Source organism: Micromonospora sp. NPDC005087 (assembly GCF_042872965.1).
Taxonomy (GTDB): Bacteria; Actinomycetota; Actinomycetes; order Mycobacteriales; family Micromonosporaceae; genus Micromonospora.
In genome coordinates this window covers 661,779-678,325 of sequence record NZ_JBIALB010000001.1, presented here as the reverse complement: position 1 = coordinate 678,325, position 16,547 = coordinate 661,779, and the positions used below count along the sequence as shown (strand labels likewise).

Below are 16,547 nucleotides of genomic sequence, written 5' to 3'. Positions count from 1 at the left end.
CCATCTGCTTCGTGGCGGTCACGATTCTTGGCGAGCCGCGAAGACGGTGAACGGGAGGGTCGACATGGCCGAGCAGGCAGAGATCATGAGGGACGTGGTCGTCGTCGGTGGCGGCGCGGCGGGATTGAGCGCGGCGCTGATGCTAGCGCGCTCGCGTCGCCAGGTGACGGTCGTGGACGCCGGCGCTCCGAGGAACGCGCCCCAGAAGGCGTGCACGGCCTGCTGGCGCTCGACGGGGTGGGCCCGCTGGAGCTGCTGGCGCGTGGCCGCGATGAGGTCACCGGCTACGGCGGCGAGATCCTCTCGGCCGAGGTGAGCGACGTGTCGTGTACGTCGCTGGGCTTCGCGGTGGTGATGCGCGACGGTGGCGTGGTGCACGCGCGCCGGCTGCTGATCGCCACCGGGTTGGTCGACGAGCTGCCGGAGATCTCGGGATTGCGGGAGCGGTGGGGGCGCGACGTGCTGCACTGCCCGTACTGCCACGGGTGGGAGGTCCGCGACCGCCGGATTGGCGTGCTTGCCACCGGGGTGATGTCCGTGCACCAGGCGCTGCTGTTTCGGCAGCTGAGCGACGACGTGCACTTCTTCTGCAACGACCACGATCTCGGCGACCAGGACCGGGCGAAGCTCGACGCGCTCGGCATCCCGGTGATCACCGGTGGCGTCTCGCGGCTGGAGATCGACGGGGACCGCCTGACCGGCGTCCGTCTGAACGACGATCGGATCGTCAAGGTCGAAGCGCTGGCGGTGGCGTCGCGGATGGTCGCCCGCGCCGAGGTGTTCGCGGGTATCGGCATCAAGGCGACCGCGCACCCGGTGGGCTCCTTCATTGCCGCCGACCCGGCCGGGCGGACCTCGGTGCCTGGGGTGTGGGTCGCGGGCAACTCCACCGATATGTCCGCCCAGGTCGGCGCGGCCGCCGCGGACGGCGCTCGCGCCGCGGCGCACATCAACGCCGACCTCGTCGCCGAGGACACCGACCGGGCGGTCGCCCGGCTCTCGAACGCGGAGGCAGTCCGATGACGCACGGATTCGACAAGGACTACTGGCAACAGCACTGGCACCAGGCGCACGGCGACCGGCCCGGCTCCATGGCCGGCAATCCGCCGAACCCGTATCTCGCCCGCGAGACCGGCGGCCTGGCGCCGGGCACGGCGCTGGACGCCGGATGCGGCGCCGGCGCCGAGGCGATCTGGCTCGCCTCCCACGGCTGGCAGGTCACCGCAGCCGACATCGCCCCAGAAGCCCTCGCCCGCGCCGCCGCCCGCGCAACGACCACCGGTCTGCCCGAGCCCGTGCGGTGGGTCGAGGCGGACCTGACCGTCTGGGATCCGGGCATGCGGTTCGACCTGGTCACCACGCACTACGCGCACCCGGCGATGCCGCAGTTGGCCTTCTACGAGCGCATTTCCGCATGGGTGGCGCCCGGCGGCACCCTGCTCATCGTCGGGCACCTGCACACCTCGGGAGCCACCGGGCACGAGCACCACCATCCCGCCGAGGCATCGGTCACCCTCGCGGACATCACCGCGGGCCTGGACAACGCCGAGTGGGAGATCGTCACCGTCGAAGAGCACTCGCGCACGGTCACCGGCCCCGCAGGACACGCGATCCCTCTGCATGACGTCGTCGTACGCGCCACACGGCGCCCCTAATCCACCACTTCCTCAGCGCCGGGACTGACTCGCTCACCCCGGCGCTGTACCTCCCTGCGCCCTTGGAAAGGAATCCGCGCATGCACTCCCCAGATATGAGCGCCGCCGACGCGGCGATCCATGACCCGCGCCGCCGCCGGGCCATCCTGATCGCGGTGTGTATCGCCCTGATGGCGGTCATCGCTTCTGTCTCTGGGCTCAACGTCGCCCAGCAGGAGATCGCTGTCGCCTTCGACGCGTCGCAGAGCACCGTCCTGTGGATGATCAACACCTACACCCTTAGTCTGGCCGCGCTGCTCCTGCCGCTCGGCGCCCTCGGTGACCGGTGGGGCCGCAAACCTGTGCTGCTCGCCGGCCTGATTATCTTCGGCGTGGCGAGTGCGGTGGCCGGCCTTGCCACGTCATCCGAGGTCATGATCGCAGCGCGTCTGCTCAGCGGCGTGGGCGCCGCGATGATCATGCCGGTCACCCTGGCCGTCATCACCTCGACGTTCCCCGACGAGGAACGCTCCAAGGCGATCGGCGTCTGGACCGCCGTCGCCGGCGGCGGCGGCATCCTGGGAATGTACCTGTCAGCGGTGCTGGTCGACTGGGCGAGCTGGCGGTGGCTGTTCGTTCTGCCGGTCGCGCTCGTCGTCGCGGCCGCCGCCACGGCACTGCGATCCGTCCCGAACTCGCGCGAGGAGTCGCAGCACGGATTCGACGTCGTCGGTTCGCTGGCGTCCGTGGTCGCCGTGGTCGGGCTCATCTTCGTCCTCCACGAGGGCCCGATTCAGGGCTGGACCGCACCCGTGACCCTGCTGAGCCTGCTTGTCGGCGTCGTCGGGGCCATCGGTTTCGTGGTGTGGGAACTGCGGCGGCCGGCTCCACTGCTCGACGTGCGCCTCTTCCGCGACCGACGTCTCGCCAGCGGCTCGCTGGCACTGCTGGCACTGTTCGGCGTCCAGGCGGGAATCTTCGTCGTCCTCTTCCCGTACTTCCAGGCAGTGCTCGGCTGGTCAGGCCTGCGCTCCACCCTGGCGCTCATGCCCATGGCAGCGATGATGATGCTCGCCTCCGGCCTCGCCCCCCGATTGGCCGCACGCGTCGGAGCCCGGGCGACGATGGCCTCAGGAATCCTCCTCGGCGGCGCGGGACTGGCCCTCATGGCCTCCTTCGTCTCCGTCGACGGCGGCTACATGGCGATCCTGCCCGGCATGCTCGCCATGGGACTCGGCATGGGCCTGACGCAGACCCCCTCAACCGAGGCCATCACCTCCGCCCTGCCGCGTGAGCGCCAAGGTGTCGCGTCCGCACTCAACGACGTCACCAGGGAATTCGGCACCGCCCTCGGCGTCGCGCTGCTCGGAGCCGTCCTGACCGCTGGCTACCGCAACGCCATCGACTCCCGCCTCGACGGGGTTCCAGACGATGCGGCCGGCACCGCCCGCCAAGGCATCGCCAACGCCATCGCCGCCGCAGACGGCGCCGGCACCCAGGCGCAGGCACTGATTCGGGCGGCCCAGGAGTCCTTCGTCAACGGCTGGCAACAGGCCATGTGGGCAGGAGTCGCCGTCATGACGATCCTGCTCGTCTACGTTCTCGCGCGAGGCCCCCAACGCATCCCACCCACCACACCGACGACCGAAGCAAGTCCGACGAGCGACGCCATCGCCCGATAACGTCCTACCTGAGATATTGCGGCAGGACGGACGCTGTGGGGCGCAGCGGTCGGTAGCCGTCGGCGTCAAGCTGGGCGAGTTCGCCGTCGATGTCGACGGAGTGGGTGCCGTAGAAGTGCACGTTCTCGTGGTGCGTCGGCCAGATGTGGGCCAGCAGTTCGTCGTCGACGTCGCGGCCGTCGCGGCGTAGCGCGCCCACGGCCAGGCCGTGGTATTCGGTGGACCAGCAGACGATCGCGTTGGTGGCTAGGGTCAGGCACCACATCTGCTCGGACTGCTGCTCGTGGTGCCGGCGCCGGAGCGCGCCTTCGCCGGCGTAGGCGAGGATGCGGCGCAGCGCGTGCAGGTTCTCGCCCTTGTTGAGCTGACGGGCGATGCGCCGCCGGTACGTTTCGTCGGCGAGGTATCGGGCGGCGTACAGGGTGCGACGCAGCGCCCCGTACTCCTTGATCGCGCTGGTCAGCGCGTTCTGCTGCCGCTTGGACGAGCACAACTTCCCGACCACCAGGGCGGCGGTGGCGTGGCCGCCCTTCACGCTCGCGGCGACGCGCAGCAGGTCGTCCCACATGCCCGTGATCAGGTCGGTGTTGAGCCGGCGGGTCAGCAGCGGCCCGACCCGCGGATAGCGGTCCTCGAAGTCGACCTTCGGCCCGGTCCGATACAGAGTGATCTTGCCGAGGTCGCGGATCCGCGGCGAGAGTTGCTTGCCAACCAGGTCGAACAGTGCGAAATTGGCCAGGGTCGCGCCGTGGGTATCGGTCGCGTGCTCGGCGATCGGCAGGTCCGTCTCGTTGCCGAGAATCCCGTCGAGCAGTTAGTAGCTCTCGGGCGCGGTCGCGACGATGACCTTCGTGTCGTAGGTGGAGTGCTGGTCCGACACGTGGGTGTAGGTGGAGATGCCCTGCCCGCGGGCGAAGTACCGCGACAGGTGCCGGGCGGTGATGGACTTGCCCTTGACCGGGAACCGCTGCCCGTCCGAAGACGACAGCGTGCCGGAGCCGAACGCCTGCGTCAGCGGGAGCCGGTGATGGTAGTTCACCACGGCGGCGTTCGCCGCCTCCAAGGTCTCCGGGCGGAAGTACCACTCGGCCGTCCAGGCCAGCACGTCGTACGGCACCCCGCAGGACTCCGACATGGCGCCGAGACCCATGTTGGTGGCCTCGGCGATGATCACGTACATCAGATTGCGCTTGAGCTCCGCCGGCCGGTTAACCTTCCCGCCGGCGTGCACCAGGTGATCGGTGAACCCGGTCCGGGCGTCGACCTCGACCAGCACCGACGCCAGGGGTACGCGGGGCAGCATCGTCGCCAGTTCCGTACGCAGCGCGTCAGCCTCGGCAGGGACGTCCTCCGCGGTCAGCGGCGGGATGATCAGCTCACCGTCGTGGGTGAGCCGGACCTCCCCGGCCGCGCCCTTCGCGAGCAACGCCTCTAAATCCGCCAGAGCGGTGTGCAGCTCGTCGTCGGCCGCCGCCAGTGCGTCGACGGCCTCGGCGGGCTTACCCACCAGGGTGCAGAACTCGATCCGTTGCGGCGCCCACAACTCAGGCGTGAGCAGGAACGAAGCCGGATCGGCGTACCGGCGCGAGCCCGGCACGAATACATCCCCGGAGCGCAACGCGTCACGCAGCCCGACCAGCACGCACAGCTCCCAGTAATGCCGGTACGCCGTCACGTCACCGGACTCGGCCGCGGCGGCGAGGTAACCGGCCCACTTCGTCGGCACGAACCCGACCGGTGCAGTCGGCGGTACCTTGCGGGTGCCCATCGCGTACAGGCCTGCGAGCATGGACACCGCCTGCAGCAGCTGCTCGGTGCCCGGCCCGCCAGCGAACTGCACCGCCGCCAGCACCGCCGGGGTGAACTGGCGCAGGTAGTTCATCGAGGCGTCCATCATCGCCAGGTGCCCGTGGTCGCGCGGAAGACGTTCCTGCTTGACCGCCCACGCCGCCCGCAACCGCTCCATCCCCACCCGCGAACGGATCAGCCCACCGACCTGCTCGTCACCGACGACCGGATCAAGCACGATCGCGAGGATCTCGTCGAGCAGCTGCTGCCGGTTCTCCCCACCCCGGGCCCGCTCGGCCAAGGCCTCGGTCAGCTTCGCCTTCGCCGCTGACTCGCGCCCGGACACGGCCTGGTCGAACAGCAGCAGCGTCTCGTCCAGGACGTCGACCGCGGACTGCGCCAGCAGCGTCAACAGGATCGGGTACTTGCGTTCCGGATCCCGGCGAGCAAGGGCCTGCCCGGTCAGGCGGCGGCCGACGCCGGCGAGGAACCGGCGCCGTTCCGCTGGCAGCATCGACAGGTCCAAGGTGTGCGCGTCGAGGCGGCGCAGGTACGCCAGCTTTTCCAACTCGGCCTTCACCGCAGCCGGGCTCGACGACGTCGGCCCCACGCCTAACCAGGCCAACGGCGTGCGGCCCAGCAGCGCGTCCGGCACCAGCAACAAGTCGAGCTCCGCGCGGCGCCGCTCGCTGAGCAGGTGCGCCACCCGCGTCCACGTCTCCTCCCGCGCCCGGGTGCGGGCCGTGGCCACATGCTCCAGGACGTTCACGACGCCAGGGCGCGCCACCCGCGACGACAGCAGGTACTCGCACGCCAGCCTAAACAGCAGCTTCGGGCTGTCATGCTCCATCGCCCGAGCGAACAGGAACTCGTCGAGATCCTTCCACCCGACGGCGTCCATCTGCCGCCACCCGCTGTACGCGGCGACCTCCCGCAGATGATCAGTGCGGGTCTGGCTCCGGCTGCCGTACTCCCGCAACTCACCCATCGGCACGCCCAGGCGCTGCGATAACCGGCCCACCGCGGCGACCGGTGCCGCCGCGACATCGTCCGGCACATACCCCAGCCACGGCAACGCACACAGCTGCACCGCCGCCCCCAGCACGTTGCGGCCCGTCCGGAACCGGCGCAAGAACGCCGCGTCAGCATCCGTCAACGTGAAGTGCCGGATCAGCTCCACCCGGCCGATCTCCGGGAACGCCCGAAGCTGCGCCTGCTCATCCTCAGAGAACACGTCCCGAGTCGCCACGAACCCACCACCCACGCATCGACCATCACCAAACGGACGGCACGCTACGGGTCCGACAGACCCAGATCAACGCTCAGATGCTTAGCGTTGTTTTTACGCGGGAAACTACGGGCGGCCCTATCCGGGTGCCCCGTCCCCGTTCAGCCCTTTGCGCCTGTGCTCGGCCGGGTCTGGGTAGGCGTAGCCGGTCACCGCATCGGCCTTTTCACGATTCGGTCCGTGCAGCAGGGTCATCTCCCGCGACAACGGCACCACCGGCAGCGCGCTGACTCCAGCCGCCGCTGCAGATCCCCGAACTCCTCAGCTGCGTCCCGCAGCACGCTTGCGGCGGTACGGGTCGGCAAGCTCGCGACGGACCACTACCGGCTGGTGTGCGTCACCTGCGACCGGCCCGTGGCCACCATGCACGTCCAGCGCACTCCATCACCGGCCGGCCGCTGACCGGGCCTGCTCCTGCCTGGCCGCCTGCACCCGGTCGACGTCCTTCTTGCGCATCCCGAACGTCGCGTTGGGCCCGAACGGGCCCTTACACGGGTACCCGGCCATCAGCGCCGCGGCGACCAGCTCGCCGTTGCTGACGTAACGGCCCAGCAGGTCCTCCACCACGTGCTTCATCCCGTAGCTGCCGGTCGTGGGGGTCTTGATCGGGGTGATGTTCGCCCGCAGCCACCCCAGCACCTCCTGGACCTGGCGCTCAGCGTCACGCAAATGCTCCCGGTTGAAGTGCAACTGCTGGTCCCGCTCCTCCCGGCTCAGTCGGCTGTCGAACACCCGGAAGCCGGCGTAGCCCAGCGTCGGGTGAGCCTCCATCACCTCGGCGAGGCTCAGCGACGGACCCAGGGTCATCACCCCTCGCGGGGCCGCCGGCCGGGCTGGCGGGTCCCCGGCGCCGGTCTTCTCGATCGGCGGCTCACCCCGTCGGCGGCGGCAGCTCGGGTGTTCGCAGACCGCCGGGTCCGGCAGGACGCGGACGGTCAGCCGACGCAGGGCACCGGCCCCGTCGAGCGCCGCGGCGATGCCGGCCAGGTGCTCGCGCTTGGTCGCCTTGTAGCCGCCGCCGATGCCGATCCACACTCCCCGCGCACCAGCCGGCCGCTCCTGCAGCGCGCCCGCCACGCCACGCGCCAGGTCGTCGAGGCCCCACCAGCCGTCACCGTCGCTGATGGTCAGCGCGATCAGTTCGCCGTGCCGGGCGATGAGGTCGGTCGGCCCAGTAGCGGCAGTAGACCGGACGCCGCCAGGCGGCCAGCGGAGGACGCAGCTCGACCTGCGGGCTCACCGGCGCCGGCGTGGCGGCGGTGGTGGGGGAAAGGGTCTGCCGCATCGCTTCCAGGTACGGCACGCCGGTGCTGGCCTGCTGCGCCCTGATCTCCATCTTGCGGCGACGGTTCCTGGTCATCGGCACTCCCTGTCGCGAGACGCCCCACGTCCGCCTCGCCGCTGGAAAAGACCGACGAGACCAAGCTGCGCGATTCGGAGAACCTTGTCCTCGGCGCGGCAGTGGACGTGGGCCACCGATGCTCGGAACGGGCAGGCGCTTCTGCCGCCGCCCATCCTACGTCCTCGCCGGGTCTCGGCGCATCGACCAACCCTGTCGTAGGCCGCCGAGCGGCGGCCATCCGTGCGGACCGGCGAACACTCGCGCGGGAGCACCCGCTGCCAGGTCCATGTCCGCAGCGAAATCCAGCGCCGAAGTTTGCGCGGTGACTATGTCATCGAGCACGGTGGCGAGCTGCGCTGGCGACCGGCCTTTCGCAACGGCCGGCGAAGCGGGCGGCTCAGGCGTCGGGGCGTTCGACTGGCCTGTTGAGCTGTACGGAGATCCGGTCGGCGTAGAACCGGCTCGGATCGACGACGAGGTCGAACCGCTGATGAGGGACCAGCCGCTCGGCGTCGACCGGGGCACCCTGCCGCTGGGCGGAGAAATCCCCCTCGTCGATCAAAACCTGGACCGCATGACGTACGTCCTCCGCGTCCGAGCCAATCGCGGTGGCGAGCCGATCGAGCTAAGTCGGCAGCGTGACCCGGCTGAGGCCGCCGCTCGCATCATGGATGAACAGCCGCAGCACCCGCTGCGACAGCGCCCCGTATCGCGACCGCCACCGCAGCCTGTCCTCCTCCGCTCGCTGCTCCGGGCTCAACGGCAGGACCTCGGTAGGCAGCGGCGGGTTCGCGGCCAGCCGCAGTGCCTCGCCCTCGTCAGCCGCCTCGACCTCGATGAGGCCGAGCGTGATCATCAGGTCCAGCACGTGCTCGGCCGTACGTACCGGGTGGATTCCGAGGCTGGTGGTCACCTCGTCGTACTCGCCGATGCGTCGCTGCTGGTCGGCCAGCTCTTCCTCATACGCCTGCTCATCACCGGATTCGCCGGTCGGCCGAGCCGCTGCCGGCCACGCCGGCGCTGCGGGCAGGCTGTCCGCCAGCACATCGGGTGCCAGGTTGTTGTCGAGATCGACGCCGGCACGGCGGGCATCCCATACGCGTTGCGCCTGCACGGCCTCGCGCCGGCTTAGGTCGGGGAAGCGGTGCAGGAGGTGCTCGAAGTCCATCGCGGACAGCGGCAGCCAGCGGTACCAGCCCAACCGAAAAAGCGCGGGAACACGGATTGGCTCGTGTCCATCCGAATCGGTCATCGCCGGATCGTACCCATCCCATCACCCGCTGCCCGTCACGGCGCGGCTGGCTGGCGATGGCGGGCGTGCGGCGGACCAACTCCGGGCAGCAGCGCGCCGTCCGGGCCGGGCGTCAGGGCGAACACGCCGGTGGCGGAGTAGGTCTCGTCGGCGGCGATGACGGTCTGCGGCGTCCAACCGGCGGGCGGCGGGCCACTCGATCAGCAGCCCCTGGTACCGCGACCCGTACACCGCCGACCCGTACGGATACGCCGCTGGCGACGACAGCCGGAACACGCACAGCTGCCCGATCTTGATCCCCGGCCGCAGGACGATCGGCAGGTTCGCCACGTTGGACAGCTCCAGCGTCACGTGCCCCGATAAGCCCGGGTCGATCCATCCCTCGGTCGAGTGCGTCATCAGCCCCAGTCGGCCCGGCGAGCTCTTGCCCTCGAGCCGGCCCGCGAGCCGGTCACTCAGCGACACCACATCGAGCGTCGACCCCAGCACGAACTCGCCCGGGTGCAGCACGAAAGGCTGCCCCTCCGGCACCACCACCTCGCTGGTCAGGTCGTCCTGCTGCACCGACGGGTCGATGCGCTTGTAGAGGTGGGTGTTGAAGACCCGGAACCGGTTGTCCAGGCGCACGTCGACCGAGCTGGGCTGGATGAGCTCCGGCTCGAACGGGTCCAGGGCCAGTCCGCCAGCGGTGATCTCCGCGAACAGGCCCCGATCCGACAGCAGACTCACCCCGACCCCCCGACCCCCCGACCCCCCGACCGGCTGCCCGTGCCCGCGTTCCACCTCGCACACCTTCGCCGCTCGGCCGGGGAGGGGCTTTCGCACACCTCGTACCGGCTGCGGTCCAGAATCGCGGTGTGCCGCCACGTGTCACCGTGCCGGCCGACCAGGACCAGACAGTTGACGCACAGCTGCGCCGCGGACGCGGCGGCGGGACGGGACTTCATGATGAGCCGGATCCTCCCCAGCGGGGGCGCTTACGTCGCCTCGCTCACCCGCGCCGCCCCAACGTACCGAGCAGCGGGGACACCCGCCCTGCGCTGGCTGGTGGAGTGGCGCGGCCGCGACGCGCCACTGCGCTCGCTGGGGACGGTGCTAACGGCCTGCCCGCCGCGGCACGTCGGACTGACACCCAAGCACCTGCGGCCGATTGACCAGTTCATCGAAGACCTCCACGCTTGATCAGTTCGCTTCCGTCCGGCCCCCCCACGGGCCGGCGCGGTGGCTGACTGGTATGCGGCAGCCGGAGAGGACACACGACCCCCCATGACGACGCGATACAACCCACCGCCGAACTGGCCCCCGCCCCCGGCCGGGTGGACGCCCCCGGCCGGCTGGAAGCCGGACCCGGCATGGGGCCCTCCGCCGCCGCAGTGGCAGCTCTGGGTCGACGAGGAGATCCCCCTGTTCGGCGCCCGCGGCAAGGCGCGAGAGTTGGCCGCCGAGAACGGTGAGCTGCAGAAGAAGCTGACCGCGTGGCATGCCGAAGCCACCAAGCTGCAGGGCGAATTGGACGGGCGTCAGGGTGAGCTCACCCAGCTGCGAGGCGAGCACGACCGTCTGCAGTCCGAGATGCGGCGCCTGGGACAGATGGCGGCGTTCGAGCTGGAGCAGTACCGCGACCGGCTGACGCAGCAGACAGCCGAGCTCGAACAGCGAGTGGGCGCGCTGAGCCAGCAGGTGGTCGTCACCGAGGAGACCGTCCTGCTGCAGGAAGCCGGGGTGTACGAGTACCGGCACCCGCTGACCGACGCCGTCGCCTACCAGGGCAAGCTCGCGACCGTCCAGGACCGGATCAAGGCTATGGCCATGAAGGATGGCGGCGCCGTCCAGGCGGACACCCGCGTAACCGTCTCCGGCTCAGAGGCCAAGGGACGGGCCATGGTCCGGGACTACTCGAAGCTCATCCTGCGCGCCTACAACGCCGAGGCCGACAACTTGGTCCGCGGCCTCAAGCCCTACAAGCTGGACTCGGCCATCGAGCGCTTGAACAAGGTGGCGGAAACGATCGCGCGTCTGGGCAAGTCGATGGACATCCGGATCTCCAACGACTACCACCGTCTGCGCAGGAAGGAGCTCGAGCTCACCGCGGACTACCTGGCGAAGGTTGCCGAGGAGAAGGAGCGGGAGCGGGAGGAGAAGGCGCGCCTGCGCGAGGAGCGGAAGGTCCAGCAGGAGATCGAGCGCGAGCGCGCCCGCCTGGAGAAGGAGAGGCAGCACTACGTCAATGCGCTCGCCGCCCTTCGGGCCAAGGGTGACGCCGAGGGCGTGGCCCAAATGGAGGAACGCCTCACCGAGGTCGAGGCGGCGGCGGAGGCCGTGGACTATCGGGCCGCGAACGTTCGCGCCGGGTACGTCTACGTGATCTCCAACATCGGGGCGTTCGGCGAGGACATGGTGAAGATCGGCATGACCCGGCGGCTCGACCCGCTCGACCGGGTGCGGGAGCTCAGCGACGCCTCGGTCCCGTTTAACTTCGACGTGCATGCCCTGTTCTTCTCCGAGGACGCCGTCGGCATCGAGACCCAGATGCACACCCGCTTGGCGGACCGTCGCGTGAACCTCGTCAACCAGCGTCGCGAGTTCTTCCACGTCACCCCTCAGGAGACCAAGACGCACCTGCTCGCATTGACGGGGAACCTCCTGCAGTACGACGAGGTGCCTGAGGCCCTGGAGTACCGGCAGAGCCTCGCCAGCGCGCGGGTGGAGCCGCTAAGCGGCACCAGCAGCGCGACACCTGGCGACGGCCCCAACGCCTGACCGGCCAGCTTCCGCCAGGCCCGGGCCGGCGCGGTAGATGACCGATCAGCGGCAACCAGCACCGAAAGCACCTGCTCGCCGCGCCGCCAGCGGACAAGACCCTGGCGGCCGAGGGCCAACCCGCTGCAGAGTGATCAGGGAGACGCCTGGCGGGGGACAGGCGGAGGAGCCGTCACCCTCGCCGTCGGCGAGGGACCGGGCGTCGTCGTGTTCAAGGTGTCGACCGCCGCCGCACAGGCCAACGCCCGCCTCCAGTAGCCGCAGAAAGCTGGCAGGCACGGCAACCAGCAACGGAAGAAGCCCGCCCACCGAGAAGTGGGCGGGCTTCGTCGTGCCCTAGCTCAGCTTCCACTCAGCCGGTTGACCCTGGTTGGCCCCTCCCTCGTACACCGCGACGGACGGCTTGCTCTTCAGAGGCACCGTGAAGACGATCCACCCCTTCACGCACCGGCCCGGCTTGAGGGTCTTGGAGTTGAACGGGTACTCCGCAGAGACGACGTTGGACCACTTGTGGTTGGTGGTCGTACCGTCCGACCATTCCAGCGACCAGGCGCCGACGCCCACCTGCTGCGGCTCGGTCGCGCTGGCCAGGTTGCAGGTATTCACCTCGAGCCCACCGAACGCCTCACCCTTCTTCCTCATGTCGTCAGAGCCGTCTTCGCTGAGCGGCTGCTTGTACCGCAGCACCGTGGTGGTCATGGTGTTGTTCTTGAAGGTGAAGGTCTTGCCGACGGCGAGCATGTCGTCCTGACTCGGGCTGGCCGACGGCGATGCGGTCGGCGTCGATGAGGCCGGGGCCGCGGACGTGGGGCCGAGCGTGGCGCTGGTCGTAACGGGGTCCTCCGCCCCACCGTCGCACCCGGCGAGCACGGTGACCAGGGCGACCGCCGCGGCGAAGTGGTAGGCGCGAGTCATGGCGGGGACCGTACCAGTCGAAAACCCCCGAGGTGGGCTATTCGGCTATTCAGCACATACCAGGGGACCGTTAGGTCTCGCCGAAGTAGCCCTCCTCCTCGCCGAGCAGCAGCGGCACGTCGTACACCGACATGTCCGGCCTGGCCCGGGCGTAGTGGACCCTGTGGCGCCATCGCTGGTGCTCGAACGCGACGTCAGCGTCGATCTCCGCCACCACCGTCGGCTCCACCTGCACGTACCGCAGCGGCTCCGGCCGCTCCAACTGCCCCGACCACGACGCCGGCAGCGGCTCCGGCCACGGGTGCACCACGGCGGCGCGGCGGTGCTGCAGAGGGTGCAGCGAAGACAGCATCCCGGCGAGCTGCTCCCGCTGGGCGGAGGTCAGCGGGTGGGTCCGCCCGGTGTACCGCAGCCGGCCCCTCCGATCGAACCGCGCGAGCAACACGGTGACGGGGCTGCTGATGCTGCCGGTCACCCCGCCGACGATCGCCTCGGTCACGAGCCTCGTCCGGAACTTCCACCAGCCGCGCCGGCCCAGCTCGTACCTGGAGCCCAGCCGCTTGGTGACCACACCCTCGATGCCGGCCGCGACGGTCCAGTTCACCAGCCAGTCCGAGACCTGCTCCATGTCGGTCGTCTGCGGGGTCAGGGTGAGCTGCGTCGGCGCGTCGACGAGCAGCTGCTCCAGCCGGGCCCGCCGCTGCGACAGCGGCAGGCCCAGGATGACCTCGCCGCCGGCGTCGGCGAGCAGATCGAACAGCACGTAGTGGGCGGGGCAGTCGTGGGCCAGGCGCAGCAGACCGCGGCCGGCGGTGATCCTCCGCTGGAGCAGCGCGAAGTTCGTCCGGCCGCGCTGCCACACGATCAACTCGCCGTCCAGCACCACCCCGGCCGGGAGCGTCCGGACCGCCCGGGTGATGTCGGGAAAGTAGGTGGTGAGGTTCCGGCCGGCCCGCGACTGCAGGTACACCCCGTCGGCCTCGCGGAAGGCGATGCACCTCCAGCCGTCCCATTTCGGCTCATGGATCAGGTCGGGGCCCTCGGGCACCGCGTCGACCGGCGTGGCGAGCATCGGCGCGACCGGCCGACGCAGCACCGGGTCCGCGGCCGCGCTGGCCCGGCGCCGGGCCGGGCTCACCGCCCGCGCCGGCCGTGAACACTCCTCACCTTCGCATCGTGGGGGAGAGGTCGCCCGGTCGGGGCGAAGATCCGCGACAACGAATGCGGCCGGGAACCGGGCGGACCGGTGCAAGGATCGGGGTGTGGACGACCCGGAGGCGTTGGAGACCGAGCGCGAGCCGGCCGGGCCGCCGGGCGTGATCGTCTTCGAGGCGGCCACCGCCAGACGGGTCGGTGCGCAGCTGCGGTACGGCGGCGGACCGCATCTTGACGAAATCCGGTACGCGGTGTATCGCCTGACGCTCGCCGCCGACGACGCGACACGCCGCCCTCCACCTGACCCCGCTCCGTCGTTCATTCACGATAACGTTCCTTCTCGTGAATGAGATTGAGGCCCGGGGGAGCGCCGAACCAACCACCTTCATCGATCCGAACGAGCAACTGTCGGAAGCGGCGCGGCGGCGCATCCGCGAGTCGGTGCCCGCGTCGACGCGGCGGGCCTACGCCGGGGACTGGCGCCGCTTCACCCACTGGTGCGACGACCACCAACGATCACACCTGCCGGCCACCGCGGCGACCCTGGCCGAGTACGTCTCGCACCTCGCAGACGAAGGCAAGGCCGCGTCCACGATCGAGCGCGCAATGGCGGCCATCACCGTCGCCCACGCCGCCGCCGACCTCCCGCCGCCCCACACCCGGCCGGCGCGCGCGGTGCTGCGCCGGCACCGCACCGAACTCGCAGAGTCCGGCCGAGGCGTGCGCAAGGCCAAAGCGGTCACCGTCACCGCGCTGCGGGCGATGGTCGACACCCTCGATAGGACCACCCTTGCCGGAGTGCGCGACCGGGCCCTGATCGTCGTCGGCTTCGCGCTCGGCGCCCGCCGCAGCGAACTCGCCGCACTGAACATCGCCGACCTCACCTTCACCAGCGAGGGCCTGCACGTCACCATCCGCCGCTCCAAGACCGACAAGGAGTCCGTGGGCCGCAGCACCGCCCTGCCCTACACCTCCCGACCAGCCACCTGCCCCGTACGCACCATGCAGGCATGGCTCGACGCCCTCGCCGCCCACGACCAAACATCCGGACCGGTGTTCCGGCGCATCGACCGCCACGGCACCCTCGGGCGCACCCCCCACGGCCGCGGCGACACCACCGGCCGCATCACCGGCCAAGCCGTCGCCATCATCGTGCGCCGCACCGCACTACGCGCCGGCCTCGACACCGCCAGCGCCTTTACCGGCCACTCCCTGCGCCGCGGATTCGCCACCGAAACCCACCGCAGCGGCAAGAACCCCCTGCGCATCGCCCGCCACGGCGGATGGAAAGACGGCTCCGCCACCCTCGCTGGCTACATCGAAGACGCCGACCAGTGGCAAGACAACGCCCTCACCGACGTCGGCCTCTGACCCGTCGCACCGCACTGGTCTCGACCTGGCGCACCGCCGACGACACGAACTGCGGGAACAACCAGCAGAGCCAAAGACAGCAGCTCCCACAGGCACCAGCACTACTGCCCGCTCATCACCACGGTCAAGTCCGGCGCTAGACACGGCACGTCACACACTCGATCCCGCCGGTTGTCGGGGCCCTGCTCTGGGGCCCGATCCATGACCGATACCCTGCTGCGCTCGCTCCGCGAGCGCATGCTCGACGAATCCGAGCCGCTTGCCGGGCTGCTGCGTAAGTGCCTTCTCCTCGGCGCCGAGACCGGTTCCGAGGCGCCGCGACTGGGCGCGCAAGGAACTCAACGGCTAGGCGTCGGAGGCTGACGCCAAGGATGCCGTGCAGGAGACGATGTACAAGGCCGACCGGCGGTGGGGGACCATCAACAACCCCGAGGCGTCGGCACGGGTGACCCGCATCCCGCGCGTAAGCCGCGCGTCGTCGGCACGCTAGACACGATTCCGGTCGACGACAGCGCGGAGCACACCCCGCACCGCGCGTGCAGCCGAATCGTCACGCCGCCACGGAAGGTGCAGGGGGCAGGGCCGGATGCAGCTTCGGTGGCCCAACTTAATGAGAAGACTCGAGAGATGGCCCAAGTTATTGAGAATGGCCCAGGTCAAGTGAGAAACGACAGCTGGCTCAGGACGAGAGCTGATACCGCCGCTGACCACGCGCCAGTCGCAGATTCGATAATGCACATTATGTAAAGTAGTGCGATCTGGCGACCCCCTGCCGTAGGTCAGTCGCGCGTCAGTCCTGGCGGAAGCGCGTCCTCGTCGGGTCGCACGAGGCGGGCGTTGACCAACGGATTGCGCTGCAGGCCCGCAAGCACAACGGCACTGCCGCCGATGTCGGTCCAGGTGTCGTCCCAGAGGGCGGAGACGAGCCAGGAGTGATCCGCCGGGAAGAACAGGTCGGGCAGCGGCCCGTCGCCGCGCATGTGGCCGGTCCGCCAAGTAAGGGCCTGTTCGGGTCCGGCTTCGACCAGCACGTAGGACCACCCCCAGTAGATGGACACCTTCGGAGCGCCCGGGAAGACGATGTCGTGGGCGCCGGTGTCGAGAAAGCCCAGCCACCAGGGCTGGTCCGGGGTGCACGCCGCCAGCTCGTTGACGACGGCGTGCTCGTGGGCGTCGAGACTGACGTTCGCGGGCGGGTGGAAGGTGGCGTACGCGTCGAACACCGGTGGGATCGCGGTGGTGACAGACAGGCCGCCGGGTGTGGTGTGGCCGGCGAGCCAGGCGACGTCGCTGGCCGTGCCGATCCGCCAGCTCCGCCGGTCCTTGACGCCCATGGGGTCCGTCCAGGACGGTGCGTCAC

At 70.0% G+C, this 16,547-nt stretch carries 11 protein-coding genes and 4 pseudogenes; 7 read left to right on the top strand and 8 right to left on the bottom strand.

Annotated elements, in window-relative coordinates:
• The first annotated feature begins 64 nt into the window (after nt 1–64).
• The 3 genes and pseudogenes from ACFYPS_RS03165 (at nt 65) to ACFYPS_RS03155 (ending at nt 3,316) form a co-directional block, all read left to right on the top strand.
• Nucleotides 65–1,023: pseudogene (locus ACFYPS_RS03165) on the top strand (NAD(P)/FAD-dependent oxidoreductase).
• Nucleotides 1,020–1,655 (top strand): class I SAM-dependent methyltransferase, encoded by a 636-nt coding sequence (locus tag ACFYPS_RS03160; protein WP_387322423.1) that lies wholly within the window; start codon nt 1,020–1,022, stop codon nt 1,653–1,655. The pseudogene ACFYPS_RS03165 and the gene ACFYPS_RS03160 overlap by 4 nt, the downstream one beginning before the upstream one ends.
• Nucleotides 1,656–1,750: 95 nt before the next feature.
• Nucleotides 1,751–3,316 carry an MFS transporter gene (locus ACFYPS_RS03155; RefSeq protein WP_387322421.1) on the top strand — a complete coding sequence of 522 codons (1,566 nt, stop codon included), beginning with the start codon at nt 1,751–1,753 and terminating at the stop codon, nt 3,314–3,316.
• A 4-nt stretch (nt 3,317–3,320) separates the two neighbouring features.
• Here ACFYPS_RS03155 and ACFYPS_RS03150 read toward each other — a convergent pair.
• From ACFYPS_RS03150 to dcd, 5 genes and pseudogenes are all read right to left on the bottom strand, one after another.
• Nucleotides 3,321–6,353 (bottom strand): annotated as a pseudogene (locus ACFYPS_RS03150) (Tn3 family transposase).
• A 423-nt stretch (nt 6,354–6,776) separates the two neighbouring features.
• Nucleotides 6,777–7,469, bottom strand: coding sequence for a hypothetical protein (locus ACFYPS_RS03145; protein WP_387322419.1), 693 nt, complete (start codon nt 7,467–7,469; stop codon nt 6,777–6,779).
• 34 nt (nt 7,470–7,503) lie between these two features.
• On the bottom strand, nt 7,504–7,752 hold the full coding sequence (locus tag ACFYPS_RS03140) for a hypothetical protein (RefSeq protein ID WP_387322417.1): 249 nt from the start codon (nt 7,750–7,752) through the stop codon (nt 7,504–7,506).
• Between the two features lie 379 nt (nt 7,753–8,131).
• A pseudogene (locus tag ACFYPS_RS03135) lies at nt 8,132–8,986 on the bottom strand (DUF6042 family protein).
• Nucleotides 8,987–9,193: 207 nt separating this feature from the next.
• Nucleotides 9,194–9,709 (bottom strand): annotated as a pseudogene (gene dcd, locus ACFYPS_RS03130) (dCTP deaminase); the annotation flags it as partial.
• Nucleotides 9,710–10,252: 543 nt separating this feature from the next.
• Here dcd and ACFYPS_RS03125 point away from each other — a divergent pair.
• The gene (locus ACFYPS_RS03125) at nt 10,253–11,746 is read left to right on the top strand and encodes a DUF4041 domain-containing protein (protein ID WP_387322415.1); all 1,494 of its coding nucleotides are present in this window, start codon (nt 10,253–10,255) and stop codon (nt 11,744–11,746) included.
• 336 nt (nt 11,747–12,082) lie between these two features.
• Here ACFYPS_RS03125 and ACFYPS_RS03120 read toward each other — a convergent pair whose 3' ends face one another.
• A complete protein-coding gene (locus tag ACFYPS_RS03120; RefSeq protein ID WP_387322413.1) occupies nt 12,083–12,661 on the bottom strand; it encodes a hypothetical protein in 579 nt (192 codons plus the stop codon).
• 70 nt (nt 12,662–12,731) lie between these two features.
• Nucleotides 12,732–13,799 (bottom strand): ATP-dependent DNA ligase, encoded by a 1,068-nt coding sequence (locus ACFYPS_RS03115; protein ID WP_387322411.1) that lies wholly within the window; start codon nt 13,797–13,799, stop codon nt 12,732–12,734.
• 124 nt (nt 13,800–13,923) lie between these two features.
• On the opposite strand from ACFYPS_RS03115, the gene ACFYPS_RS03110 reads away from it, so the two are divergent.
• From ACFYPS_RS03110 to ACFYPS_RS03100, 3 genes are all read left to right on the top strand, one after another.
• Nucleotides 13,924–14,166: a hypothetical protein gene (locus ACFYPS_RS03110; RefSeq protein ID WP_387322409.1), complete on the top strand. Its 243-nt coding sequence runs from the start codon at nt 13,924–13,926 to the stop codon at nt 14,164–14,166.
• Nucleotides 14,159–15,187 (top strand): site-specific integrase, encoded by a 1,029-nt coding sequence (locus ACFYPS_RS03105; RefSeq protein ID WP_387322407.1) that lies wholly within the window; start codon nt 14,159–14,161, stop codon nt 15,185–15,187. Before ACFYPS_RS03110 ends, ACFYPS_RS03105 begins: the two co-directional genes overlap by 8 nt.
• Before the next feature lie 201 nt (nt 15,188–15,388).
• The gene (locus ACFYPS_RS03100; protein WP_387322405.1) at nt 15,389–15,550 is read left to right on the top strand and encodes a hypothetical protein; all 162 of its coding nucleotides are present in this window, start codon (nt 15,389–15,391) and stop codon (nt 15,548–15,550) included.
• Between the two features lie 416 nt (nt 15,551–15,966).
• Here ACFYPS_RS03100 and ACFYPS_RS03095 read toward each other — a convergent pair whose 3' ends face one another.
• The gene (locus ACFYPS_RS03095; RefSeq protein WP_387322403.1) at nt 15,967–16,521 is read right to left on the bottom strand and encodes a hypothetical protein; all 555 of its coding nucleotides are present in this window, start codon (nt 16,519–16,521) and stop codon (nt 15,967–15,969) included.
• Nucleotides 16,522–16,547 lie beyond the last annotated feature (26 nt).

Bases quoted from the DNA above. Each gene is read 5' to 3' on its own strand.
- ACFYPS_RS03160 (WP_387322423.1), top strand. From the start codon at position 1,020: ATGACGCACGGATTCGACAAGGACTACTGGCAACAGCACTGGCACCAG.
- ACFYPS_RS03155 (WP_387322421.1), top strand. From the start codon at position 1,751: ATGAGCGCCGCCGACGCGGCGATCCATGACCCGCGCCGCCGCCGGGCC.
- ACFYPS_RS03140 (WP_387322417.1), bottom strand. From the start codon at position 7,752: ATGACCAGGAACCGTCGCCGCAAGATGGAGATCAGGGCGCAGCAGGCC.
- ACFYPS_RS03125 (WP_387322415.1), top strand. From the start codon at position 10,253: ATGACGACGCGATACAACCCACCGCCGAACTGGCCCCCGCCCCCGGCC.
- ACFYPS_RS03120 (WP_387322413.1), bottom strand. From the start codon at position 12,661: ATGACTCGCGCCTACCACTTCGCCGCGGCGGTCGCCCTGGTCACCGTG.
- ACFYPS_RS03100 (WP_387322405.1), top strand. From the start codon at position 15,389: ATGACCGATACCCTGCTGCGCTCGCTCCGCGAGCGCATGCTCGACGAA.
- ACFYPS_RS03095 (WP_387322403.1), bottom strand. From the start codon at position 16,521: ATGGGCGTCAAGGACCGGCGGAGCTGGCGGATCGGCACGGCCAGCGAC.